The organism is Acinetobacter sp. YH01008, assembly GCF_013420435.1.
GTDB lineage: Bacteria > Pseudomonadota > Gammaproteobacteria > Pseudomonadales > Moraxellaceae > Acinetobacter > Acinetobacter pseudolwoffii.
The window spans coordinates 129303-152620 of the sequence record NZ_VOYD01000001.1; the positions used below are offsets into that span (position 1 = coordinate 129303).

The 23318-nt window shown below is 44.3% G+C and carries 18 protein-coding genes and 8 tRNA genes; 18 read left to right on the top strand and 8 right to left on the bottom strand.

Annotated elements, in window-relative coordinates; all coding sequences use genetic code 11:
- Positions 1-9: 9 nt before the first annotated feature.
- Complete coding sequence (locus FTT75_RS00635) at positions 10-1296, top strand: hypothetical protein (RefSeq protein ID WP_159516130.1); 1287 nt, start codon at positions 10-12, stop codon at positions 1294-1296.
- Positions 1297-1353: 57 nt separating this feature from the next.
- Here FTT75_RS00635 and FTT75_RS00640 read toward each other — a convergent pair whose 3' ends face one another.
- The 4 genes from FTT75_RS00640 to FTT75_RS00655 form a co-directional block, all read right to left on the bottom strand.
- Positions 1354-3069, bottom strand: coding sequence for a proline--tRNA ligase (locus FTT75_RS00640; RefSeq protein ID WP_159138278.1), 1716 nt, complete (start codon positions 3067-3069; stop codon positions 1354-1356).
- 96 nt (positions 3070-3165) lie between these two features.
- Positions 3166-6273, bottom strand: coding sequence for an efflux RND transporter permease subunit (locus FTT75_RS00645; protein ID WP_180071786.1), 3108 nt, complete (start codon positions 6271-6273; stop codon positions 3166-3168).
- Between the two features lie 24 nt (positions 6274-6297).
- Positions 6298-7425, bottom strand: coding sequence for an efflux RND transporter periplasmic adaptor subunit (locus FTT75_RS00650; protein WP_180185786.1), 1128 nt, complete (start codon positions 7423-7425; stop codon positions 6298-6300).
- A 51-nt stretch (positions 7426-7476) separates the two neighbouring features.
- Positions 7477-8124, bottom strand: a complete 648-nt coding sequence (locus FTT75_RS00655; RefSeq protein ID WP_005097852.1) for a hypothetical protein — start codon at positions 8122-8124, stop codon at positions 7477-7479.
- Positions 8125-8411: 287 nt separating this feature from the next.
- Between FTT75_RS00655 and pilG the strand changes: the two genes are divergently transcribed.
- From pilG to FTT75_RS00685, 6 genes are all read left to right on the top strand, one after another.
- A complete protein-coding gene (gene pilG, locus FTT75_RS00660) occupies positions 8412-8795 on the top strand; it encodes a twitching motility response regulator PilG (protein ID WP_005097851.1) in 384 nt (127 codons plus the stop codon).
- Positions 8796-8823: 28 nt separating this feature from the next.
- Positions 8824-9192 (top strand): response regulator, encoded by a 369-nt coding sequence (locus tag FTT75_RS00665; RefSeq protein WP_005097847.1) that lies wholly within the window; start codon positions 8824-8826, stop codon positions 9190-9192.
- Between the two features lie 5 nt (positions 9193-9197).
- The gene (locus FTT75_RS00670; protein WP_005097846.1) at positions 9198-9734 is read left to right on the top strand and encodes a chemotaxis protein CheW; all 537 of its coding nucleotides are present in this window, start codon (positions 9198-9200) and stop codon (positions 9732-9734) included.
- 46 nt (positions 9735-9780) lie between these two features.
- Positions 9781-11853: a methyl-accepting chemotaxis protein gene (locus FTT75_RS00675; RefSeq protein WP_005097845.1), complete on the top strand. Its 2073-nt coding sequence runs from the start codon at positions 9781-9783 to the stop codon at positions 11851-11853.
- Between the two features lie 168 nt (positions 11854-12021).
- Positions 12022-16482 (top strand): Hpt domain-containing protein, encoded by a 4461-nt coding sequence (locus tag FTT75_RS00680; RefSeq protein WP_180185787.1) that lies wholly within the window; start codon positions 12022-12024, stop codon positions 16480-16482.
- Positions 16483-16485: 3 nt separating this feature from the next.
- A complete protein-coding gene (locus tag FTT75_RS00685) occupies positions 16486-16944 on the top strand; it encodes a hypothetical protein (RefSeq protein ID WP_180185788.1) in 459 nt (152 codons plus the stop codon).
- 65 nt (positions 16945-17009) lie between these two features.
- On the opposite strand, the gene dapE is transcribed toward FTT75_RS00685, so the two are convergent.
- From dapE to FTT75_RS00700, 3 genes are all read right to left on the bottom strand, one after another.
- Positions 17010-18146: a succinyl-diaminopimelate desuccinylase gene (dapE, locus tag FTT75_RS00690; RefSeq protein ID WP_180185789.1), complete on the bottom strand. Its 1137-nt coding sequence runs from the start codon at positions 18144-18146 to the stop codon at positions 17010-17012.
- 121 nt (positions 18147-18267) lie between these two features.
- Positions 18268-18420: an entericidin A/B family lipoprotein gene (locus tag FTT75_RS00695; protein ID WP_004280704.1), complete on the bottom strand. Its 153-nt coding sequence runs from the start codon at positions 18418-18420 to the stop codon at positions 18268-18270.
- 112 nt (positions 18421-18532) lie between these two features.
- A complete protein-coding gene (locus FTT75_RS00700; protein WP_180185790.1) occupies positions 18533-19408 on the bottom strand; it encodes a DUF1853 family protein in 876 nt (291 codons plus the stop codon).
- An 87-nt stretch (positions 19409-19495) separates the two neighbouring features.
- On the opposite strand from FTT75_RS00700, the gene FTT75_RS00705 reads away from it, so the two are divergent.
- The 11 genes from FTT75_RS00705 to FTT75_RS00755 all read left to right on the top strand — a co-directional run bounded on the left by FTT75_RS00705 (position 19496) and on the right by FTT75_RS00755 (position 22414).
- Positions 19496-19954 carry a YbaN family protein gene (locus FTT75_RS00705; protein WP_100355569.1) on the top strand — a complete coding sequence of 153 codons (459 nt, stop codon included), beginning with the start codon at positions 19496-19498 and terminating at the stop codon, positions 19952-19954.
- Positions 19951-20484, top strand: a complete 534-nt coding sequence (gene elsL, locus FTT75_RS00710; RefSeq protein WP_005097834.1) for a cell wall-recycling L,D-carboxypeptidase ElsL — start codon at positions 19951-19953, stop codon at positions 20482-20484. Before FTT75_RS00705 ends, elsL begins: the two co-directional genes overlap by 4 nt.
- Positions 20485-20980: 496 nt before the next feature.
- A tRNA-Val gene (locus tag FTT75_RS00715) sits at positions 20981-21056 on the top strand.
- A gap of 28 nt (positions 21057-21084) precedes the next feature.
- A tRNA-Asp gene (locus FTT75_RS00720) sits at positions 21085-21161 on the top strand.
- Between the two features lie 48 nt (positions 21162-21209).
- Positions 21210-21286 (top strand) — tRNA-Asp (locus tag FTT75_RS00725).
- 21 nt (positions 21287-21307) lie between these two features.
- Positions 21308-21383 (top strand) — tRNA-Val (locus tag FTT75_RS00730).
- A 14-nt stretch (positions 21384-21397) separates the two neighbouring features.
- Positions 21398-21474: transfer RNA gene (locus FTT75_RS00735), tRNA-Asp, on the top strand.
- Positions 21475-21544: 70 nt separating this feature from the next.
- Positions 21545-21620: transfer RNA gene (locus FTT75_RS00740), tRNA-Val, on the top strand.
- Between the two features lie 12 nt (positions 21621-21632).
- Positions 21633-21709 (top strand) — tRNA-Asp (locus FTT75_RS00745).
- Positions 21710-21808: 99 nt separating this feature from the next.
- Positions 21809-21884, top strand: a tRNA-Val gene (locus FTT75_RS00750).
- 71 nt (positions 21885-21955) lie between these two features.
- A complete protein-coding gene (locus tag FTT75_RS00755; RefSeq protein ID WP_005097833.1) occupies positions 21956-22414 on the top strand; it encodes a DUF2750 domain-containing protein in 459 nt (152 codons plus the stop codon).
- Between the two features lie 24 nt (positions 22415-22438).
- Here the strand turns inward: FTT75_RS00755 and FTT75_RS00760 are convergent, their stop codons facing one another.
- Positions 22439-23233: a YdcF family protein gene (locus FTT75_RS00760; RefSeq protein ID WP_005097832.1), complete on the bottom strand. Its 795-nt coding sequence runs from the start codon at positions 23231-23233 to the stop codon at positions 22439-22441.
- Positions 23234-23318 lie beyond the last annotated feature (85 nt).

Here is a 23318-nt window from a genome sequence, read left to right on the forward strand (position 1 = left end):
ATGAGAAAAATGAAAAAAATAATATTAAAGAGTCTAGTTGCGGCGATGGTGGGATTGAGTGGTCATGTATCTGCATTAACCTCATTAGAAGATCAGGAGCTTTCAAATATTAATGGACAAGCTTTATTGTCAATGGAGGTTCAGGCCGGATTTAACCAAGTTGATAATTTGGGAGAGGCATATGACCAGAGAAATATCTCATTTTATAAATTGGGTCTAGAAGCTGAAATGGAAATTAATGCCAATATTAAAAAACTGCAACTTGGTTGTGGAGGAATTAATGGTGCAACTGGTTGTGATATTGATATTGATCATATTTCCTTAAGTGGTAATTCTGCAAATGGAATGGATCGTGCTGCGACCTCTGCCTTGATTACTAATCCTTTTGTTCAATTTGCTATAAAAAATCCAAATCAGGCATCTACACGTGAAGTTTTGGGTTTCCGTTTAAGTGCAGAAAAGATTTCAGGTCTACTGACTATGGGTACAGAAAATACGGCCACACCAAATGGTATTAATAGTTTTAGTGGATATATGAAGACTAAAGAAGCCAAAGGAACAGCTGTAACTAATCCAAGAACAATGACCTATGCATCAACTGGCAATAAATATATTGAAGGTGCTGTTACGGGAACAATATTGGGGCAGGATCTGGAACTTCATTATAAATCGAATGATTATACTTTTAATTTAACAAGTACCAATGCGCCATTTGTGATTCCAGCCACTATAGTTTCAGGAACACGAATGAGTGAAGTTAAATTAAAGGGGACTGGTACAGTTGACAGAATTGATTTTAGTGGCCCATTAAAGGCCATTTTAAAGCCACTGGATTTATTTGAGCTTACACTGGATAAACAAATTACAGGCTATATGACAGGCCTTAGAACAGATATTACAGTGGATCAAGATCTTGGCTTAATCCATGCATTGTATTTGAATAACCCAGCATCTTTATCATTACAATCGCAAAAAATACTTTGGCCGGGTGCTGCCGTTGCTGCTAATCAAGGTTGGTGGATGGCAATCGAGGATGAGGTAAATCTTGGTGATATTAGTCCAAATAAAGGTGTGGATATTACTAATGCGGTATTAGCACAAACCATTGCAGGGATTAATCATGATTTAACATCAAAACCCAGAGCATGTGGAAGTCTTTTGAATTGTGTATTTGATGGAGCTTTAGATGTGAAAGAAATTAAAAACCCGGCACTTCTTGATTTTCCTTTGAAAAATTTAGAGCTTAAAGGCCAGAACTTTCAACCGAACTGCTTCGGTGGACATAAATTCTGTTAAGTTAAAAAAAACAAAAAATCCCGCACTTGACGGGATTTTTTTATTAAGAAAGCAAAATTATTTCGCGATTTTAGCCAACAACTCTTCTTTGGAAATATTTACAGATTCAGCATCACGGCGACCTTTATATTCAAAAGTACCTGCATCCAAGCCTTTTTCACCAATCACAATACGATGTGGAATACCGGTCAACTCAAGGTCAGAAAATTTAACGCCTGGACGTTCGTTACGATCATCTAGAATTACGTCATAACCCGCAGCAGTGAGTTCAGCATAAAGCGCTTCAGCTGCTTCTACTGTGCGTGGTGATTTATGTGCATTCATCGGTACAATGGCCACTTCAAACGGGGCAATGGCAGTTGGCCAAATAATGCCTTTCTCGTCAAAGTTTTGTTCAATGGCAGACGCAACCACACGTGTTACCCCAATACCATAGCAACCCATGGTCACAGTGAATGGTTTGCCATCTTCACCCAAGACTTTACAGCCCAATGCTTCAGAGTATTTCTGACCCAACTGGAAGATATGACCCACTTCGATACCACGTTTGATTTGCAGTGTACCTTTGCCATCTGGAGAAGGGTCACCTTCAACTACATTACGCAAGTCATAAACTTCAGTGAACTGTGCATCACGTTCCCAGTTTATGCCGGTTGCATGCTTGTCAGCTGTATTAGCACCTGCAACAAAGTCAGACAATACTGATGCTGCACGGTCAACAATGACGGTGACACCTTTTTCAACCAGACCTTGTGGGCCTACAAAACCAGCTGTCAAGCCAAGTGCTGCGATTTGCTCTTCGGTTGCAAAAGTGAGTGGAGCTGCAATTTGTGCATGCTTCTCGGCTTTAATTTCATTCAGTTCGTGATCGCCACGAAGGAATAAAGCAACCACAGGAACAGAACCATCCTCTTTTGCAATGCCTTGAACAAGCAATGCTTTTACTGAGTGAGCTGGATCCGTGCCCAAGAAGGCAGATACATCCGCAATGGTTTTTTGATTTGGCGTATCAACCAGTTTAAGTTCTTGAGTTGGTGCCGCACGTTCGCCGACCAGAACGGCTTCAGCCATTTCAATATTGGCGGCGTAGTCTGATTCGGTCGAAAATGCGATATCATCTTCACCGCTTGAAGCCAGTACATGGAATTCGTGTGAACCTGAACCACCAATCGAACCGGTATCTGCTTGAACCGGACGGAAATCTAAACCAAGACGAGTAAAGATTTTGCAGTAGGCTGCATACATGTCGTCGTAGGTTTGTTGCAATGATTCCTGATTGGCATGGAAAGAGTAGGCATCTTTCATGATGAATTCACGTGAACGCATTACCCCAAAACGCGGACGAATTTCGTCACGGAATTTGGTTTGCACCTGATAGAAGTTGGCAGGGAGCTGCTTATAACTTTTTAGTTCATTGCGTGCTAAATCAGTGATGACTTCTTCATGGGTTGGACCCAGTACAAACGGGTTACCGTGGCGGTCATTGAAACGTAACAGTTCAGGACCGTATTGTACATAACGACCTGATTCTTCCCATAAAGACGCAGGTTGAGTCACCGGCATATAGACCTGAAGTGAACCGACCTTGTCCATTTCTTCGCGAACGATCGCTTCAACTTTATTTAATACGCGAACGCCCATCGGCAGCCAGGTGTACAGACCTGAAGCCAACTTACGAATCATACCGGCACGAAGCATCAACTGATGGGAAATAACCTCAGCATCGTTCGGGGTTTCTCTTAACGTTGCAAATAAAAAGCGACTCGCGCGCATGGAAACTGTCCTAAAAAATTAAGCGTTAAAGCAGAGATTATACAATAAAAAATGAGATGAGCATTTGGGAATGTCACCTCATTGTGTTGCATTAAATTATGCCATGATTTTACGCATCTGACGCAGCATAAAATTCTTAAAGTCATCCAGGTAAGTAAAGATCACGGGGACAACCACCAAAGTGAGCAGGGTTGAGGTGATCACCCCGCCAATCACGGCATGGGCCATCGGCGCACTTTGTTCACCGCCTTCACCCAGCCCTAAGGATAAGGGCACCATACCCATGACCATGGCGCTGGTGGTCATTAAAATGGGACGCAGTCGGGTTTTCCCCGCGGCAATAATCGCATCATAACGCTCTTCACCGCGATCCATGGCTTTTTTAATAAAGTCGATCAGCAGAATCGCATTCTTGGTCACCAGTCCCATTAGCATGATAATCCCGATAATCGAAAACAGGTTCATGGTGGAATTAAACAGGAACAGCGCCAGGAAAACACCAATCAAGGATAATGGCAAGGAGGCCATAATCGCCGCAGGATGGATAAAGCTATTAAACTGTGAACCCAGCACAATGTAGATAAACACAATCGACAGGGTGATGGCGGTCAGGGCATAGCCTGCGGATTCTGCCATATCGGCATTTGAACCTTGGGTATCAAAACTATAACCTGGCGGCATATCAAAATTGGCTTGTAGCCGGCTGATATCCGTGCCGATATCTCCTGTAGGACGACCAGCGGTATTGGCTTCTATCAGAACTTCACGTGCCAGATCACGGCGGTTAATTTGTGAAGCACCGAGTTTTTCTTCAAACTTGGCCACACTCGAAAGTGGAATCAGAATCGGCTGATGATTGGCATCGGTTTTATTTGAAGTGATATACATGTTCTGTAAATCACGTGGCAAGCTGCGCTGGTCTTCCGTCAGGCGCAAATTCACATCATAAGTTTCGCCTTTTTCATCCTGCCAGGTGGTGACATCATCACCGGCAATCAGTGGACGAACCACATTGGCAATCTGATTCACGGATAATCCTAAATCACTGGCCAAGACACGATTGATCTGCACGCCGAGTGTTGGCTTGGGTTCTTTCAGTGAGGTTTCCAAATCGACAATACCGTCAATCTTGGCAATCTCTGTCATAAAACGATCGGAAATTTTTTGCAGTTCATCCAGGTCGGGGCCTTTGATCGAGATCATAATTGGCTTTTGACCACCCGAAACGGTTTCATCGGCAGATGCAACCGAGGTAATACTGATCCCGGCAACCGATTGCAGGCGTTGTCGAAACTCATTGTTGAGCTCGGTCAGGCTTTTTTCGCGTTCGATCCGTGGTGTCACGGTCACTCGCAGGCTGACGTGGTTTTTACCACGGTCAGTTACACCATTAATCACGCCATAAGTTGCTTTAACATCAGGGTGTTGACGGATAATATGATCGACTTGTTGCAGTTTGGCTTGTGAGTATTCAAGCGAAGAATCTACCGGTGTTTCAAACTTAATGCGGATTTCGCCTTTGTCAGGAACCGGTACAAATTCGGTGCCAATCAGTTTCGATAATCCCAAGGCACCAAATAATGAAGCTACGGCAATCATTAAGGTAATGAATCTGAAGCGCAGCGCCAGTTTGAGCAGCTTTTCATAGACATGGCTTAAATTGTCCAGCTTGCCAGAAATCCAGCTAAAGAAACGTTTCACCCGTCCGGGTCTTTTATTTGGATCTTTTTTCTTTTCGGCCCAATGTGCAGAAAGCATCGGATCTAAAGTAAAACTAACAAACATCGAAATCAGCACAGCCACACTAACTGTAACCCCGAACTGATAAAAGAAACGACCAATAATCCCGCCCATAAAGGCCACCGGCAGAAACACGGCGACAATGGTCAGGGTGGTGGCCAGAACAGCTAAACCAATTTCTTTGGTGCCATCCAGTGCGGCAGTCACATGATCTTTGCCCATGTCGGCATGCCGGACAATATTTTCACGGACCACAATCGCATCATCAATTAACAGGCCAATACTCAAGGATAGCGCCAGCAAGGTCATCATGTTGATACTGAAGCCAAAGGCCCAGATGAAGGTCAAAGTACCTAATAAGGCGATCGGCAAAGTCAAACCGGTAATCACAGTGGAGCGGAATGAACCGAGGAATAGCAGAACAATCAGTACGGCAAGTACCGCACCTTCAATAATGGTGCGGGCTACATCGCCAATGGTGCCCCGGATACTTTTGGAAGAATCCACTACCACTTGCAAGGTCGTCCCCTGAGGAAGCTGGGTCTCAATACTTTCTAAAGTTTTGTAAGTTCTATCGACCACCTCAATCACGTTAGAGTCCGAGCTACGCAGGATATCAATCGCAACTGCGGTTTTGCCATTTAAAAAGGCGGCAGATTCTAGTTCTGCCTGACTGTCTTGGATCTCTGCGACTTGTCTCAGGAAAATTGGTACGCCATTTTTATTGGCGATGATGAGATCGCCGAAGGCCAGCGGATGCAGCACTTTGGAATTGATCTCAATCACCAGTTCCGAGTTGCCAGATTTGAGTGTGCCGCCTGGAACTTCAATATTTTCAGCCTTTAAGGTATTGATGACACTGTCTACACCAAGGCCAAAAGCTTGCAGTTTTTGCGGTTCTACCTGAATCCGGATCTGGCGCTGTGCATCGCCGAGTAAATTCACCGTTCCCACGCCAGCAACTGTGCGCAGTTGGGGTACAATCCGCTGATCCAGATAAGAACTGAGTGCTTTGATATCCATGTTATTGGATTCAAATACGATCGACATGACCGCATTTGCGGTTGGATCATAACGTTCGACAATCGGATCCTGAATTTCATCACGAAATTCAGCAGTTACCGAGGCAATTTTATCCCGTACATCCTGAGCGGCTGTGGTAGAAGGTACATCTAGGTTGAATTCAGTCGTGATCATCGACAGGCCTTCACTGGACTGTGAAATCACCTGTTTTAAACCAGAAATGGTATTGATCTGATCTTCGAGTTTCTTGGTTATTTCTGACTCGACCGTTTCTGGAGAAGCACCCGGGTAGTTGGTATACACCACCACAAAGGGAAAATCGACATCGGGAAATTCTTCAACACCCATCCGCTGCCAGGAAGCCAGTCCCAATACCATCAGACAGAACATCATCATGATGGTGAAAACTGGATACTTCACACTAATTCGGGTAAACCACATGTCAATGATCCTGTGTGAGGCGCTTTAGTTCGAGCGAAGTGTGACAGTTTTTTGTAGATCGGCTTCGCTAAATTTAATTCGGCTGACCCGATCGGTGCTTTCCAATCCTTTGACCACCGCAATATTGTCGTTATAGCGCTGTTCCAGTATCTGCACATTGGCCTTGATAAGTTTATTCTGGCGAATCACCCAGACATAGGGTTTGTTCTGGATATCCTGCAGCGTATCTAGGGGAATAATCTGCCCACTGATTTGGCGTGAACTCAAAATATTGCCTTCTACAAAGGAACCGATACTTAAAGAAGGAATCATTTCATTCGGTGTAGCAAAGAATTCGATCTGGCGACTGGCCTGATCGGCGATCGGGGAAATCCGGCTCATCACTGCAGTGAGCCGATTGGGATTGCCTTGAATGCTGTATTCGACTTGACTGCCTAGCCTTAAGTTTGATTGTAGGTCACTAGGCACGCGTGCCTGAATTTCCAGCTGTTTAGGATCGACAATTTCAAACAGGGTTTGTCCAATCGCCACGGTCTGGCCAGGTTCCACCTGACGCTGGGTAATCACGCCACTGATCGGACTGGTCATGGTTCCGTCACGATCTGCTTTCTCGGCAATATCGACATTGGCTTGCTGGGCACGTACATTTTCCAGCTGTGCCTGATAATCGACCTGACTCTGTTCATATTCTACTTTTGAAATAAAGCCCTGATCGAGTAGACGCTTTTTACGTTGCATCATGTTTCGAGCCTGATTGGCCTGAGCTTGGGTAGAGGCCAGATTGGCACGTGCCTGTGCCAGTCGGGCAGCATTGTCCTGATTGTTTAGCCGTACCAGCACCTGACCTTTGGAGACGGTCTGACCGACTTGGGCATTGACACTGGTGGCGGTGGCAGACACCTGTGCCTGAATACTGCTTTGATTGACAGCCCGAATCGTGCCGGTAAACGCTGTTTTTTGAACTGAGTTGCCGGACTGTACTGCAATCAGGTCTTGAGGAATGACTTCAATGGATTTGGGTGTTTCGGCTTGCTGTACGGGTTCATTTTTATCACAAGCCACTAATAACATATTTAAGCAAAGTGCACTCATGATTAGGATAGAGCGCGGAGAAGGCATATTTAAACCATGAGCATGTGGTGCAGTTTGCATAAGAGTCCTTACAGCTTATTGTGGTTTAAAACCAAAACAAGCTATCTGTATTTATTCAAGTGCTTTTAAACGGGCGATAATTTTGTCGTATTCTGCTTCCAGATTTCGATAGCGACTTTGTAAAGATTGAATATTTTCTTTTTGGGAAATGAGATTTTTATGATTATTCTCAAGTGTGGTTTTCAGGTGTGCCGGTGGAGCCTTACCTTTACGTAAATATTCACGTTCTTGGCGTACAAACATCACTCGATCTTTTTGCAATTGCTTCATTTGTTCTTGCTGAAAATCAATTTGCTTTTTTAACTGTAGCAGACTGTCATTTTTTTTCTGTAAGGCGGTCTGACTATTGTTGTACGCTCGCTTCAGTCTATTGTCTTCAGCGATCCGCTTGGCCTGTTGAGCACGTTGGGGAGCCTGTCTGATATCGGCTTCGGCATTATAAGGACGAGCACGTTTAATGACCTGCATATTCTGGTCAAGCGCTTCATAACCGTAACGGATATGATTGGGCGTCACATTAGTGCTGATATTGGCCACGCCTTTACTATCATAATAGCGGTACCAAGTGGCCTTTTGCTGGATTTGGTTATTGTTGGCACAAGCTAAGGTCACCTGTAATAGTAACAGCACAGCAACAATGAATTGACCAGTCATTTTATTTTTATCAATGACAGCAAGTTTTTCTGAAAACTGACCCATCATTGGCTCCCTAAATTTAAAGTTGACTAAATTACTTATTTTAAAGTAATAATCTTGTTATATTAGACTTAAATTTACGAATTAAAAACTACCGTTAGTCAAAAAAAAAACATCGGCGTGGGTAAAATGTGAAGCTGTTGTTAAAAATAACTGATTTTGTCTACTTGTGTAGAAAATGTTCGTTGATAATACAAGTGACTTTATGTTAAAAATGTTTATCGATCGTAATAAAATAATCCTATGAGCCTTATGGCATAATAGTTTCTAAAATGGGAAGGGTTAAACAAATGGACGATAAATTCCAAAATCTAAAAGTTATGGTTATTGATGACTCAAAGACCATTCGTCGTACCGCGGAAACTCTTCTTCAGCGCGAAGGTTATGAAGTGATTACTGCCGTCGACGGATTTGAAGCTTTGTCAAAAATTGCCGAAGCAAATCCAGATATCGTGTTTGTAGACATCATGATGCCGCGTCTAGATGGCTATCAAACTTGCGCGTTAATTAAAAATTCTCAGAATTACCAGAATATTCCTGTGATTATGCTATCAAGTAAAGATGGTTTATTTGATCAGGCCAAAGGTCGTGTTGTGGGTTCAGATGAATACCTGACCAAACCTTTTAGTAAAGATGAATTGCTGAACGCAATCCGTAACCATATTAGTGCTTAATATTTGATTTTTTTTTTGGGGAATTGGCATGGCACGTATCCTAATTGTGGATGACTCACCGACAGAAACTTTTCGCTTTAGAGAAATTCTTTCTAAACATGGCTTTGAGGTGATTGAAGCAGCCAATGGGGCCGATGGCGTCACCATGGCACAGGCTGAATTGCCTGATCTGGTCCTGATGGACGTTGTGATGCCGGGCGTAAACGGATTCCAGGCGACCCGTCAGATTGCGCGTGGGGCGACCACCAAACACATTCCAATTGTGATTGTCAGTACCAAAGATCAGGCCACTGACCGCGTGTGGGGCAAGCGTCAGGGTGCAGCAGACTATCTAACAAAACCAGTAGATGAAAAACAATTAATAGAAGTAATTAAGCAACACCTCAATGCAGGATAAGCTCTATGGCAGCAAATGGATTTATCGAATTGCTTCGCATTGCGAAACGGGGAAATAAAAACTACGTTTCCAATGACAATGAAGTGAACCGATGGTCGGGCATTGCTTTTGAGATGATGGGGCAATATTTTGTTGCTCCGCTGGGGGAAGTATCAGAAGTGATTTATCCCCCAAAATATACGCCGGTACCCAAGACACAAGCATGGGTGTTGGGTCTGGCGAATATCCGGGGAAGATTGTTATCCGTTTCTGATCTCACTCAATACGTATCAGGGCATAGCAGTCAGTTTTCACCGACTCAAAAAGTATTGTGCATCAACCATAATGACCAGTATGTCGGTTTGGTCGTAGATCAAGTTTTGGGTATACAACATTTCAATAAGAAAAGTTTCTTTTCGAAGAAATCTGAATTAGATGAAAACTTACAAGAATACTGTCAAGGATTTTTTCATCAGCACAACCAGCAGTGGCATGTGTTCTTATTCAGTCGTCTGTTGCAAAATCCAAATTTTATGAACGCATCTATAAAATTTATAAATTAAATGTCGCGCACGAAAGTGATCAAGGCGTCAACCGGGGAGAGGCTGCATGGGCTTTAAACTTAAAAAGAAAAATACAGGTGAAAGCACTGGCCGCAAAGGCGGTAATGCTTTTTTCACTAAGATTCAATCGCAAATAGATCAATTATCACGTGTATTTGGTGATAGTGAAAAGTCAAAACCGCTGATCTATGGGGCAGCAGGCTGTCTTTTAGCCGCACTGATCACTTTATTATATCTTTTTTATAGTGTGCCACGTAGCAACGAACTCACTCAAAGTCTGGGTGATTTACGTCTCCTCTCGCAAACGATTTCGCGCCAAGCAACTGAAGCAACCGCTTCGGGTACACCGGAGGCAATGAAAAACCTAACTGACTCGCAAAAATCTTTTGCTGAGAACCTTGAAACAGTTAAAAATATTCATTCAGATAATGAGGCGCTACAAGCTGTTGATAAACAGTGGACAGAAGTTTCTAGCGGTATTGATCTGATTACCTCGCAACAAAAAATCATTAACCAGTTATACGACACCAACATTGCCATTGGTGAAGCAATTCCCGGGATTCAGGCGGAATATAACTTGATGGTTGACCAGATGGCGCGTCAAGATATGCCATCGAGCCAGGTGGTGATTGCCAAGAACCAGGTATTTATTGCAGAACGTATTTTACGTTCCATCAGTCTGGTATTGACGGGTAGTGATGGCTCTCGTGAATCGGCGGATGACTTTAGTGCCGATACCGAAACTTTCGGCTCTTATTTAAATGCACAATTGAATGGTTCTGTTGAACTGGGCGTACAGCGTATTGCTGATCCAGCAATGCGTGAATCTCTAGAAGGTATTAAGGCTGAATATGATGAAGTACTCGAATCAGCATCAGCAATTATTCTGAAGAACTCGACTGAAATTGTAAAAGTTCGTCAGGCCGCTGCATCTATTTTTGCCCAGTCTGATGTGCTTTTAGATAACCTGAACAAATTATCAGGTAACTCAGGTCTTAAAACCGTTATTCCAGCCATCCTGTTGATTGCCTTGTTACTTGGTTTCTTGCTTTGCGTATTCAAATTACTTTCTTTGCGTGGTGTATCGGATAAGCAGCGTGTAGGCCGTTTACAAGAAGAATATGACCGTAACCAGAATGCGATTTTACGTTTACTGGATGAAATCGCCGATCTTGCAGATGGTGATTTACGTTCATACGCAACAGTATCGGAAGACTTTACCGGTGCGATTGCCGACTCGATTAACTTTGCAATCGACCAGTTACGTGACCTGGTATCGCGTATTACTGAAACTTCACAAGAAGTTGCGCAATATACCGCAACCACACAGGGCATTACCAACCAGTTGGCTGAAGCTTCTGAACATCAGGCTCAGGAAATTGCCGGTGCTTCTGCGGCAATTAACGAAATGGCCATGTCGATTGATCAGGTATCTGCCAACGCCGATGAATCTGCTGTGGTAGCAGACCGTTCGGTACAAATTGCTGCAAATGGTGCGGATGTCGTACAACGCTCGATTGAGGGGATGGACACGATTCGTGAACAGATTCAGGAAACCTCAAAACGTATTAAACGTCTGGGTGAATCTTCTCAGGAAATTGGTAACATCGTTGCCTTGATTAACGATATTGCCGACCAAACCAACATTTTGGCATTGAACGCAGCCATTCAGGCGTCGATGGCGGGTGAAGCCGGTCGTGGTTTCGCAGTTGTAGCCGATGAAGTACAGCGTCTTGCAGAGCGTTCTGCGTCTGCAACCAAGCAGATTGAAGGCCTGGTAAAAACCATTCAGACCGATACCAACGAAGCGGTTATTTCGATGGAGCAAACTACAGCCGAGGTTGTACGTGGTGCGAACTTGTCTAAAGATGCCGGTGTGGCACTGGATGAGATTCAAACAGTATCGAATAACCTGGCGAAACTGATTGCGAACATTTCCGATGCAGCGAAACTGCAGTCTGCATCTGCAGGTCATATTGCGACCACGATGAATGTCGTACAGGAAATTACTTCGCAAACCACCAGTGCCACCTTCGATACAGCACGTTCGGTATCTGAACTGGCAAATATGGCCGATGCATTACGTGAATCTGTAGCTGACTTTAAACTACCAGAATAAAGTTAGCGATGATGGGGAGAATGTGCCTTGATTACGATTGAGGCACATTCAAAAAATACAGATAAAGCCTCGACAAGATGTACTTAACCTCAAACATTAGGTATTGCGTGACGGTCACAATTAAGTTTGAGCGCCCTTCTTGGCGGCATAACGTAAGAAGCATAAGCTATGAAAGAAATATTAAAAAATTTAGTTGAAACGACAACGCTTCCTGAAGATAGTTATCTTGATCAAGATGCAGAAATTCTTGAAATTTTTGTTGAGGAAATCGAAGAAATCTTCGTTGAGTTAAATGCTTTATTTCCAGAATGGCTGGTCAATCCAGATCATCAGGAAAATCTGAAGACCATTCGCCGTCATTTTCATACCCTGAAAGGTTCAGGTCGTATGGTGGGTGCAAAATCGGCAGGGGAAATGGCCTGGGCAGTTGAAGATACCCTGAACCGGGTCTTGTCCGGTTCAATTCAGCTGACAGCGATGGTGCAAAAATTTGCCCAAGCGGTACTGAATGTCTATCAATATGCTTTATATCCAAAATTCAAACATGTACAGGAAATCGATCTCGACCTGCGTCCAATGCTGCTGTTGGGACAACAATTACAACAAAACCTTTCACCTGAACCTGCGCTAGAAGAATTATTAGCATTGGCCGATCATTTGACTGCCGAAGGTCAGACCACAGGGCTGGAAATTGCAGATCATGACCTAAGTGAATCTGCTGCTATTATCGAAACAGCGCCGGTAGAAGTAGCGGTTCGCACTGATATTGAAGAAACCGTGGCCATCTTCATTGAAGAAGCCGAAGAGCATCTGGAAACGATTGCCACCTTCCTGCGTACTGAAGATGAAAAATCACAAGATTATAATGCCCTGATTCGTGCCATTCACACCTTGCGTGGCAGTTCATCGATGGCGCAGATTGAACAGATTTTTGAAGCCAGCTCTAAAGTTGAACAGTTATTTAAGACCTTGTTACAAGATGAAATTGTCTCGACCTCAAAAGAAACAGCTTTATTGATTCAATATGCCGAATTTATCAGTGACTATGTGCATTTATTAGGTCAGGGGGATACCGAAAAACTAGATGCGGTCTATGCCACTTTTGAAGCAGTCTGGAGTGATTATGGCTTTGCGGTCACTGAATCAGATGCGGTTCAAACCCAAGGTCTGGTGTCCAAACTGGTTGAACTGGATATTGACCTGTTGCTCGATGCTGAGTTTGAATTCGATAAACGCGCACAAGTCGATTATCCTGAATATATCCAGGCACTGAGTCAACAGGCTGCAGAATTACTGGCGCATACTGATAGCCGCGCGGCCAAAGGAATTCATGAATTCACGGCAGATCTGAAATCGGCTTATGATGCCCTGCTTAAAAAGCCGGTGCTGTTAAACAGCAATTATGCTTATGAACTGTTTGCACAGGCACATCAGGAATTTATTCATTTATTTGATACCCTGGCCGCAGGACAGCGCGTCATTCTGAATGATGACATTCAAAAAACTTTAAGTGAACTGTCGGCATTTGTACAACAGGATCTTGAGATCTTTGCTGAAGAGACTGAAAAGTCAGGCATTGAGCCGACCACAGATATTCTCCAAACGGCTGACACCTTAAGCACAGGCAGCGTAGATTTTGCTGCCTTGAGCCAGCGTATTGCAGCCGATCGTCAACAGCGCGAGAGTGCTGAAACCAACCGTGATTTCGATGAAGAACTGTTAGGTATCTTTCTGGAAGAAGCTGATGAATTGCTGGCAGGTATTGATGAAGATCTGAATACCTGGAGCAAAAAACAGGATGATACGACTTCACTGAACAATCTGATGCGTCATTTGCATACCTTAAAAGGTGGTGCAAACATGATTGCGGCTTCGCATATCGGTTTGATTGCCCATGAACTGGAAAGTATTTATGAACGGGTGATCCGTCAGCAGATTGCCGTAACACCTGCTTTAATCCAGATTGTCCGTCTGGTACAGGACAATGTGTCCGACCGTATTCAGTCCATTCGAGATGATGGCATTGATTATCCGGCGACAGAAGCGGTGGCAATTTTACAAAATATTCAGGCACTACTTTCTGGGCAAACGCTGGCTGCTGTTGAAAGCACAACTGCTGCATTCAACGTGACCGCGTTAGAGACGCTATCAACTCCTGAAGTGCCATTCGAAGAATCAGTGGCGACAGAGCAGCCTGCAATTGGTCTGGCTGAAACAGAAGAACAGGTTGAAAGCATAGCAATAGAATCTATTGAAGCTGCTGAGACTGAAGTTGAACGCTCTGAAGAAGATGAGCTGAAATCAATCGTTGAAGAAACCTTCCTCGAAGAGTCTGAAGAAATTCTGGCCAATGCAGAGAAGCTGCTCAATCAATGGTTTGATCAGCGTAGTGACCGTAGTTTATTACTTCAGTTACAACGTGCTGCCCACAGTATTAAAGGTGGTGCACGCATGATTGAAACTGAAGAGGTGGCCAGCATTGCCTATGAACTGGAAACCACTTTCGAGCAGTTTGCAGTTTATCAATTTAACTCGAATGCCTATGATGGCTTATTGCAGAAAACACTGGCCTGGTTAAAACAGGCAATTTTCCAGCGCGACTATAGCGGTTTTGAGCAGCTTCAAAGCAGTCTGAAAAAGATTGCTTATGTGGACGTCACTGCGCAATTGCCTGAGCGTCTGGCAAAAACAGAACATCTGGTGGTCAGCACCGACTTTAGTTTTGTTGAGGGTGATGGTACTGAACCGCCACAGATGATGGGTGAGTGGGCGAATACAGGCAGTAGCGATAGCAATAACGAGATGATTCGTATCTCTGCTGATCTGGTCGAGAAGATGATTGACCTGTCGGGTGAGAACTCGATTAACCGTTCGCGGATCGAGATGGATCTGGGTCAGCTCGGCAATACCCTGAACGAGATGGAACTGGCGATCAAACGACTTGCCGACCAGTTGCGTCGAATGGAAGGCGAGCTTGAATCACAGATTATTGCCAAGCATGGTTCAGAAAATTCGCGCTATGCCGACTTCGATCCGCTGGAAATGGACCAGTATTCATCGTTGAACCAGTTATCTAAATCTCTGGCAGAATCGGCATCGGATCTGGTCGATTTCAAGAGCACCTTGGCCGACAAGATTCGTGAAACTGAAGGACTGTTATTGCAACAATCCCGTATTCAGGCCGAAATTCAGGAAAGCCTGATGCGTACCCGTCTGGTTCCATTTGACCGGATGCTACCACGTTTACAGCGTATCGTACGTCAGACGTCTACCACACTGAACCGACCTGCAGAACTGATTGTACAGAACACCGAAGGCGAACTGGACCGTAACATTCTGGAACGTCTGGTGACACCATTTGAGCACATGCTGCGTAATGCAATTGACCATGGTCTGGAAGATACCGCAGATCGTCTTACATTGAACAAGCCGGAAGTCGGTTCAATCGTCTTGAACATCAGCCGTCAAGGAACCGATGTGATCGTGTCCTTCAGTGATGATGGTAAGGGCATCGATGCGGACAAGATTCGTGAAAAAGCATTGAGTCTGGATCTGATTAAAGCTGATCAAATTATTGATCAGGAAGAAATCCTGCAATTTATCTTCCATCCTGGTTTTAGTACTGCGAAAGCCGTGACCCAGATTTCTGGTCGTGGTGTCGGTCTGGATGTAGTGCAAAGTGAAATTAAAGCACTGGGCGGCCATGTTTCAGTGAGTTCACAATTGGGTCAAGGCACCATCTTTACCATTCGGGTTCCGACGACAGTGGCAGTCAGCGATGCCTTGATGGTGAAAGTGGGCGATCAGCAATATGCGATTTCTCTGGCACAGATTGACCGAATCGTGCGTATTGCTCCAACGACATTGGAAAGCTATTTCAACAGTAAAGATGACTTTTTCAAGATCGATGGCGAAAATTACAAATTGCGCTATCTGTCTGAGTTTGTCGGCAACCAGCCAATTCCACGTCTGAATAATGTGGGACATTCATTGCCGGTGCTGTTGATCAAAGGCAATAGCGGTCAAACCATTGCCTTGCTGGTCGATCAGCTGGTCGGCTCTCGAGCACAGATTGTAGTGAAACCGATTGGTCAGCAGTTTGCGAGCGTGGGTGTGGTAGCTGGTGCTACGATTCTGGGTGATGGTCAGGTCTGTCTGATTCTGGATGGACAGAATATTGCCCGTCAGATTCAGGCGACACAGCGGATCAAACAGCTTAATGATCAGCGGGATGGTTCGCGTCATGCCAATGCACGCCGTCTGGTAATGATTGTCGATGACTCGGTGACTGTACGTAAGGTGACGTCACGTCTGCTTGAACGTCAGGGTTATGATATTGTCACCGCCAAAGATGGCGTAGATGCGATCGAGCAGCTTGAAAACGTCAGACCGGATCTGATGTTGCTGGATATCGAAATGCCGCGCATGGACGGTTTCGAAGTGACCAATCTGGTTCGTCACCATGATATTCACCGTGACTTGCCGATTATCATGATTACCTCACGTACCGGTGAGAAGCATCGTGAACGTGCATTCAGCCTGGGTGTCACGCATTATATGGGTAAACCGTTCCAAGAAGCGGAGCTGCTGGCCAATATCCAACAACTGATTGCTGAAAAACAGGGGTAATACATGAGTCAGACCAATTCGAGTAGCAAAATGGCTGATCAGATTAGCCAGCAGGAACTTCAGCATCTGATTACGGTATCGACCGGATTTATTGATGCTTATATTATTCATTGCCATGGCAAAGATCCGATGTTGTTGCCACAAAATATTGTCCTGTCAGCGCTAGATAGCAATACCCAAGTTAAAGTTGTGGAATGGCATGAGGCACAATTGCCGGTCTATGCAGTGAACGATCCTTCACGTCAAAATGGGGTGGCACTGGTCATTGAAGGTGATGAAATCAATCAGCGTTTTGCCTTGATGTGTAATGAAATGCCGAAAACCATCCGGATCCGTATTTCTGAAGTGGTCGATGTTGATCAACCAGTGAATGACCCTGCCATCTTCCAATATGTGCGTATGGATGAACAGTTGTTCCATATTCCAAATATGAACCATATTCAGGCTTCGATCGGGCTGTAATCCAAAGCAGCAAATACAAAAAAGGAACTCAACAGAGTTCCTTTTTTATTGCATGCTTCATTCACTTAATTGGCGAGTAAATTCACCAGAATCTGCTCATAAATTTCAGCCAATGGCTCCAGATCTGCAATATCGACATGTTCATTGATCTGGTGGATGGTGGCATTTAACACGCCCAGTTCCAGCACTTGTGCACCTGTAGGTGCGATAAAACGACCATCTGAGGTACCACCAGAAGTCGACAGCTCGGTTTCAGTCCCGGTCACATTCAGAATGGCAGTTTTGGCTGCATTCACCAGTTCACCGACCGGCGTCAGGAAAGGCAAGCCCGACAAAGTCCAGGAAACATCATAGTCCACACCATGACGATCCAGAATTTCTAAAGTACGTGCTTTGAGTTCTTCTGCAGTCACTTCAGTTGAATAACGGAAGTTAAATAGCAGATTCATGTTACCCGGAACAACATTGGTTGCGCCTGTACCTGAATTGATATTGGAAATCTGGAAAGTGGTTGCCGGGAAATATTCATTGCCATGGTCCCAGACGGTGTCACACAGCTCGGCAATCGCTTTAGAGGCGCTATGAATCGGGTTTACTGCCAGATGCGGATATGCCACATGGCCTTGTTTGCCTGTTACCGTGAGATTGGCATTTAAAGAACCGCGACGGCCATTCTTGACAATATCCCCCAGTTTATGGGTACTTGACGGTTCACCGACCAGACACCAGGTAATTTTTTCATTACGCGCTTCCAGGGTTTCAATGACCTTGACTGTACCATTAATTGATGGGCCTTCCTCATCTGACGTAATCAGGTAAGCAATTGAACCTTTATGATTTGGGTATTTTTCTACAAAACGTTCTGTCGCTACGATCATAGCTGCCAAAGCCGTTTTCATGTCGGCACTGCCACGACCATAAAGTTTACCTTCACGGATTTCGGGTAAAAATGGATCTGAGTTCCAGTCATTCAGGTTGCCCGTTGGCACCACATCGGTATGGCCAGCGAAACAGAAGACCGGACCTTCTGTGCCTTTGCGTGCCCAGATATTATCGACATCTTCAAAACGCATGGATTCAATATTGAAACCAATCTTTTTTAAACGTTCCGCCATAATATTCTGGCAGTCATGATCAATGGGGGTGACAGAAGGCTGACGTAATAGTTGCAGGCTTAAATCGAGAGTAGCGGAAGAGCTCATGCGGTTTTCAACAGTCGATAATTTTCTCGGCTCTATAATAGGCGAATATCGGCTTGAATGTGAACGATCGATATAAAAAAACCCTATCTGAGATAGGGTTCTATGAGCATTTAAGAAAAAACTAGTTTTGACGGATTTCGTCAGAGGTTTTTTCAGCAGTATTGGTTACCGCATCGCCCGCCTTAGACACGTCTTTGCCCATACCTTTTACGGTGTTACAGCCAGTTAATACAAAAGCCATCATTAATGAAGCAGCAAGAATTTTTTTCATCATCATCTCCGTATAATCAATAATAAAATTATTATGATGTGGAACTTAGAGTAGAAAATATACGCACTAAAAAATATGTGGTTTTCATAGTGCTTCGGTTAATAAATGTAATGCTTTATAGGGGCTTATGTGATGGATACTGGCTTAGTACCGGTTGGCGATACATATAGAAGTCATTGCGATCGATTTTTTTATAGAGACCATCCGTCCACCAGGTCGCAGTCAAACTGCTTGGCTGGGCTTGCGGATAAATCCATTCATGCCGTTGCAGGCGATAGAACGCATCTTGTGCAGCAGGAATATGCTGTCCCCATAGACCTAGGCGACGCTCGGTATTAATCCAGGTGGGAATAGGCTGGTCAGCATGATGGGTCGGCAGATACAACTGTCCCTTCATCACACAAAAACGTTTTTGAATAGAATGTGCTAAAGCTTCATCAAATTGGAACTGTTTTTGTGTGAAATGGTTCATTTTTCTGATTAAGGTATCGGTGCGGCTCAGGCCGTACCAATGCGGCAGACTAAAATCTGCTTCGGCCAGATAATATTTCAGGGCAATTTCCCAGTGTTCAACCAGTCCGGTATCGGTATTAAGGACTAGGAAATCCAGTTCACCCAAGGTTTTTGCACCCTCAATTTGCTGAATACTATGACCGAGTAGCCGATAGGGATGATAAGCATCGTCGAGTAACCAGAACCAGACCAGCATTTCAAAGCGCAGCCCCAAACGCGTGCTTTTCAGTTGCTGCACAAATTCGATTAATTCTTCTGGATGCTGATCGAGAAATTCCAAACGTGGATGATACTGGCTAAGATATTGCTGCCAAGTCTGGCTGTCATGCAGCTCAAAGCGATGTATGAGTTCAAGCTCCTCGGGAATACCGGACAGAATATTCGGACTGCCGACAGCAAATGCCAGTTGCCGTACCAGAGGATGTTGATAACGATGCCATGCTTCTACAAGATTTTGGTTTAAACTGGAAAAAGACATGGTACAACCTGTGAAAAGTGCAGAAATACAACGGACAGTATCGGAAAACGCTTTATACTACCTGAATTCTGCGGTTAGGGTTGATGTATGAAAGTGTTGTTTTGGCGGAGTCTGGTGGTGCTGTTTGTGATCCTGGGCTTTATCGGTGCAATCCTGCCGGGTATGCCAACAACGGTCTTTTTGATTCTGGCTGCTTGGGCGGCATCTAAAGGTTGGCCACAAATGGATAACTGGTTATTGAACCATCCCAAATATGGCTCGACTTTAAGAGATTGGCGGGCACATGGTACTGTACCGCGTAAGGCCAAATGGCTGGCCAGTATCATGATGCTGATCAGCGGGATTATCATGCTGTTTACTACCGCACCCTTGGCAGTAAAAGCCTTTACCAATATCACCATGCTGATTGTGGCCATCTGGTTATGGCGACGTCCTGAACCGGATCAGGTGATGCTTCATCAAGAAACGATTCATACTGAAAAAACAGAGATAAAGTTAAAGAAAACAGAGTTAAATAAAGTAGATTCAGAGAATAACAAGTCATGAATACCTTGCATCTGGATCAAGCAGATATCCTGATTGATCTCGCCCAACAAAAGCTGTATTTGCCACGTCTAAACAAGCAATATCTGATTTCCACTGGTAAAAATGGCATTGGTGAAACTGAAAATAGTGGCAAGACCCCACGTGGCTGGCACAAGATCGCTGAAAAGTTTGGTCAGAATGCACCTTTAAACAGTGTATTTATTGCACGTCAGGCGACGGGTGAAATTTATGATGCTGAACTGGCAGCAGAGTTTCCGCAACGTGACTGGATCTTGACCCGTATTTTATGGTTGAGTGGGCTTGAAGCCGGTTTTAATCAAGGCGAGGGCTGCGATACCTATCAACGTTATATCTATATTCATGGCACGCCAGAAACAGAAATGATGGGAGAGCCACTTTCTCATGGCTGTATTCGTATGCGTAATCTGGAGGTCGCTGAACTCTTTGACCTGGTGGGTGAGAATGCCTTGGTGTATATCTCGGAACATGCATTAGATTCAAAAATGCTGAAGGGTGTGCATACTGAATAATGAATCGATCTTTAATGTCATGTGAAAATGATTTTGTTTTTACGGGCGGGATGAGATGATTTAATACAGTTTAAGACATTTATTAATCTGATCCAGATCCTATTTTTACAGCATGAAACGGGTTGAATCATCGTCTAAAGCTAAACTTTATCGCTATTTTTCACATAAAAATAAATGACAGTTGAAAGATTACATGAACACAACGCCGAGTAATTTTAAAGCTTTGTATAATTCTTGATCGGAACTAAAGCATATTGCCTGAGTGAGTCTGAAATCTTGCAAGAGAAGACAGGAAATTTTGTTGTGATTTTCATTTTGGAAATTAAAAAATTTCGGTAGAGACTTAAAAAATAAACAAAAAGTGTTGTTTTTTTTAACAAACAACCTATTTTTTAATCACTCACACCTAAAAAGTGGAAAACATTCCGAAAAGCGTTTGACAGGCTGTGCAGATTCTCTATAATGCACCCATCAAACGATGATAGACGTTTAGAAAGGGCGCTTAGCTCAGTTGGTAGAGCGTCTGCCTTACAAGCAGAATGTCGGCGGTTCGATCCCGTCAGCGCCCACCAAGCTCTTTCATGTTGAGACCTTATAGTTGCAGCGGTAGTTCAGTTGGTTAGAATACCGGCCTGTCACGCCGGGGGTCGCGGGTTCGAGCCCCGTCCGCTGCGCCACTTTAAGATCTTGATTCTCGTTTGCCACAATAGCGACATTGTGTAAATGCAGCGGTAGTTCAGTTGGTTAGAATATCGGCCTGTCACGCCGAGGGTCGCGGGTTCGAGTCCCGTCCGCTGCGCCATTTATACGATAGACCTTTTGAGGGCGCTTAGCTCAGTTGGTAGAGCGTCTGCCTTACAAGCAGAATGTCGGCGGTTCGATCCCGTCAGCGCCCACCATAATCTTTTGCGATGCAGCGGTAGTTCAGTTGGTTAGAATACCGGCCTGTCACGCCGGGGGTCGCGGGTTCGAGCCCCGTCCGCTGCGCCATTTCAAAAGAAATTAAATTTAGGTCCCTGAGCTTAAATTTGATTAAACTAAAGATTGACACTCTTTATCAGGGCGCTTAGCTCAGTTGGTAGAGCGTCTGCCTTACAAGCAGAATGTCGGCGGTTCGATCCCGTCAGCGCCCACCAGATTCTTACGATGCAGCGGTAGTTCAGTTGGTTAGAATACCGGCCTGTCACGCCGGGGGTCGCGGGTTCGAGCCCCGTCCGCTGCGCCATCCTAAGATGAGAAGCTTGGATTCCTGAGATCTGAGTGTTCAATATACCAAGACATTCCTTGTCTTGCGTCATTAAAAACAACGCTGTTGTTTTTCTCAGGGCGCTTAGCTCAGTTGGTAGAGCGTCTGCCTTACAAGCAGAATGTCGGCGGTTCGATCCCGTCAGCGCCCACCATATCTTTCTTGCCTAAACACTGAACATTTCATAGAATTTGAAGTCTATAATAATTTGAAGGTTTCACGACGATGAGAAATCCATATCAGCGCAAGGCAGCGACCAAATCTCAAACTACATACGACCCCCAACACCTTTATAAACAGTATATTGAATCGATTGTCGCGAATGCCGGCATTTTTGCGCTTTATCAGGATGGCTGGGCTTTGTGTGCGACCCCTACTGGACAGCGTGCATTTGCTTGCTGGCACAGTAAAGGTCTGGCTCGTCTGCTGATTAAAGACAATTGGGTGAATTACGATATTCAGGAAATTGGTCTCAAGGATTTTGTAGAGAAAGTGATTCCGTTTTTACGTCAGGAAAGTACCATTGTGTCTCTTGATCTGACGCCAGAAGGGCAGAATATTCTGGTGGCACCGGAAAAATTATTACTGGATATCAAAAATTATCTGTATCAGATCTATGTGCAAAAGCCGGAACTTTTTAAAAATCCGGATATGCCTTTGCCAAGACACATTCGTTTAAATTAATTTTCTTGTTGTTAAGCAGCTTGTTTATTGGAACAGTGAATATTCATTCAGCAGCCAGCCATTAATCAACGCAAAATATTCACGTAGCCATGAATGGTAGCGAGCATTCTGAGGAGTGCTGGCACTCAGACTGATCACTTGCTGATAGCCCTGATGTCTGGCAATAGCACGGGCACGCGGGCTATGAAAATCATTGGTCACAATCACAATGGGCTCATTTCGGCCAATATTCTGTTGTTGCAAGATCGCCTGAGAATATTGCAGGTTCTGTTGGGTGCTTCTGCTTTGATCTTCTACGCGAATCGGGTTTTTGAGCTGCGGATAGGTCGTATGAATATAATGTTGCATGACTTCAGCTTCGCTTTGTCTTTCCCGGAAATTTCGTCCTCCGGTCATAATCATCAACGTATCTGGATATTGTTCTGCATATTTTGCTGCAGTATCCAGACGATTTTTTAAGATGGGTGAGGGTTGACCCTGGTTAATCCCACTACCTAATACCAGAATCGCTGTAGCCGGTTGTGCAGGAATATTCGAGTTGATCGACATCTGGATATAAGCGAAAAAAATCGCAACACTGATCATCCAGAGTAAAAATCCGCCCCAGAGACTGTTCCAGAACAATGTTCTGAGTCGAGAATTTTGTTTCCAGCGCTGAATAGATGAAAAAAGCAGGGCATACAGGATCAGTGCCACACCAATGATGATAGACAGCATGATACCAAAATGCCTTTGGTCCTGATTCAGTAACCAGACGCTATTGATACAGAGGATCAAGCCAAAGATCAGACTGAGACTTCGTTTAAGTTGATTGAGCATCCAAGTTTCCTTTTTTCTTATTCATATTTTTATTATTACTTTTGTATTTTCAAAAACCGGGCTATTGCGCCCGGTTTTTAGTATA

Coding starts and splice junctions, on each gene's coding strand:
- FTT75_RS00700 (WP_180185790.1), bottom strand. CDS start 19,408: ATGTCTTTTTCCAGTTTAAACCAAAATCTTGTAGAAGCATGGCATCGT.
- FTT75_RS00650 (WP_180185786.1), bottom strand. CDS start 7,425: ATGCAAACTGCACCACATGCTCATGGTTTAAATATGCCTTCTCCGCGC.
- FTT75_RS00695 (WP_004280704.1), bottom strand. CDS start 18,420: ATGATGAAAAAAATTCTTGCTGCTTCATTAATGATGGCTTTTGTATTA.
- FTT75_RS00685 (WP_180185788.1), top strand. CDS start 16,486: ATGAGTCAGACCAATTCGAGTAGCAAAATGGCTGATCAGATTAGCCAG.
- elsL (WP_005097834.1), top strand. CDS start 19,951: ATGAATACCTTGCATCTGGATCAAGCAGATATCCTGATTGATCTCGCC.
- FTT75_RS00675 (WP_005097845.1), top strand. CDS start 9,781: ATGGGCTTTAAACTTAAAAAGAAAAATACAGGTGAAAGCACTGGCCGC.
- FTT75_RS00680 (WP_180185787.1), top strand. CDS start 12,022: ATGAAAGAAATATTAAAAAATTTAGTTGAAACGACAACGCTTCCTGAA.
- FTT75_RS00665 (WP_005097847.1), top strand. CDS start 8,824: ATGGCACGTATCCTAATTGTGGATGACTCACCGACAGAAACTTTTCGC.
- FTT75_RS00645 (WP_180071786.1), bottom strand. CDS start 6,273: ATGTGGTTTACCCGAATTAGTGTGAAGTATCCAGTTTTCACCATCATG.
- FTT75_RS00705 (WP_100355569.1), top strand. CDS start 19,496: ATGAAAGTGTTGTTTTGGCGGAGTCTGGTGGTGCTGTTTGTGATCCTG.
- FTT75_RS00755 (WP_005097833.1), top strand. CDS start 21,956: ATGAGAAATCCATATCAGCGCAAGGCAGCGACCAAATCTCAAACTACA.
- pilG (WP_005097851.1), top strand. CDS start 8,412: ATGGACGATAAATTCCAAAATCTAAAAGTTATGGTTATTGATGACTCA.
- dapE (WP_180185789.1), bottom strand. CDS start 18,146: ATGAGCTCTTCCGCTACTCTCGATTTAAGCCTGCAACTATTACGTCAG.
- FTT75_RS00635 (WP_159516130.1), top strand. CDS start 10: ATGAAAAAAATAATATTAAAGAGTCTAGTTGCGGCGATGGTGGGATTG.
- FTT75_RS00670 (WP_005097846.1), top strand. CDS start 9,198: ATGGCAGCAAATGGATTTATCGAATTGCTTCGCATTGCGAAACGGGGA.
- FTT75_RS00655 (WP_005097852.1), bottom strand. CDS start 8,124: ATGGGTCAGTTTTCAGAAAAACTTGCTGTCATTGATAAAAATAAAATG.
- FTT75_RS00640 (WP_159138278.1), bottom strand. CDS start 3,069: ATGCGCGCGAGTCGCTTTTTATTTGCAACGTTAAGAGAAACCCCGAAC.
- FTT75_RS00760 (WP_005097832.1), bottom strand. CDS start 23,233: ATGCTCAATCAACTTAAACGAAGTCTCAGTCTGATCTTTGGCTTGATC.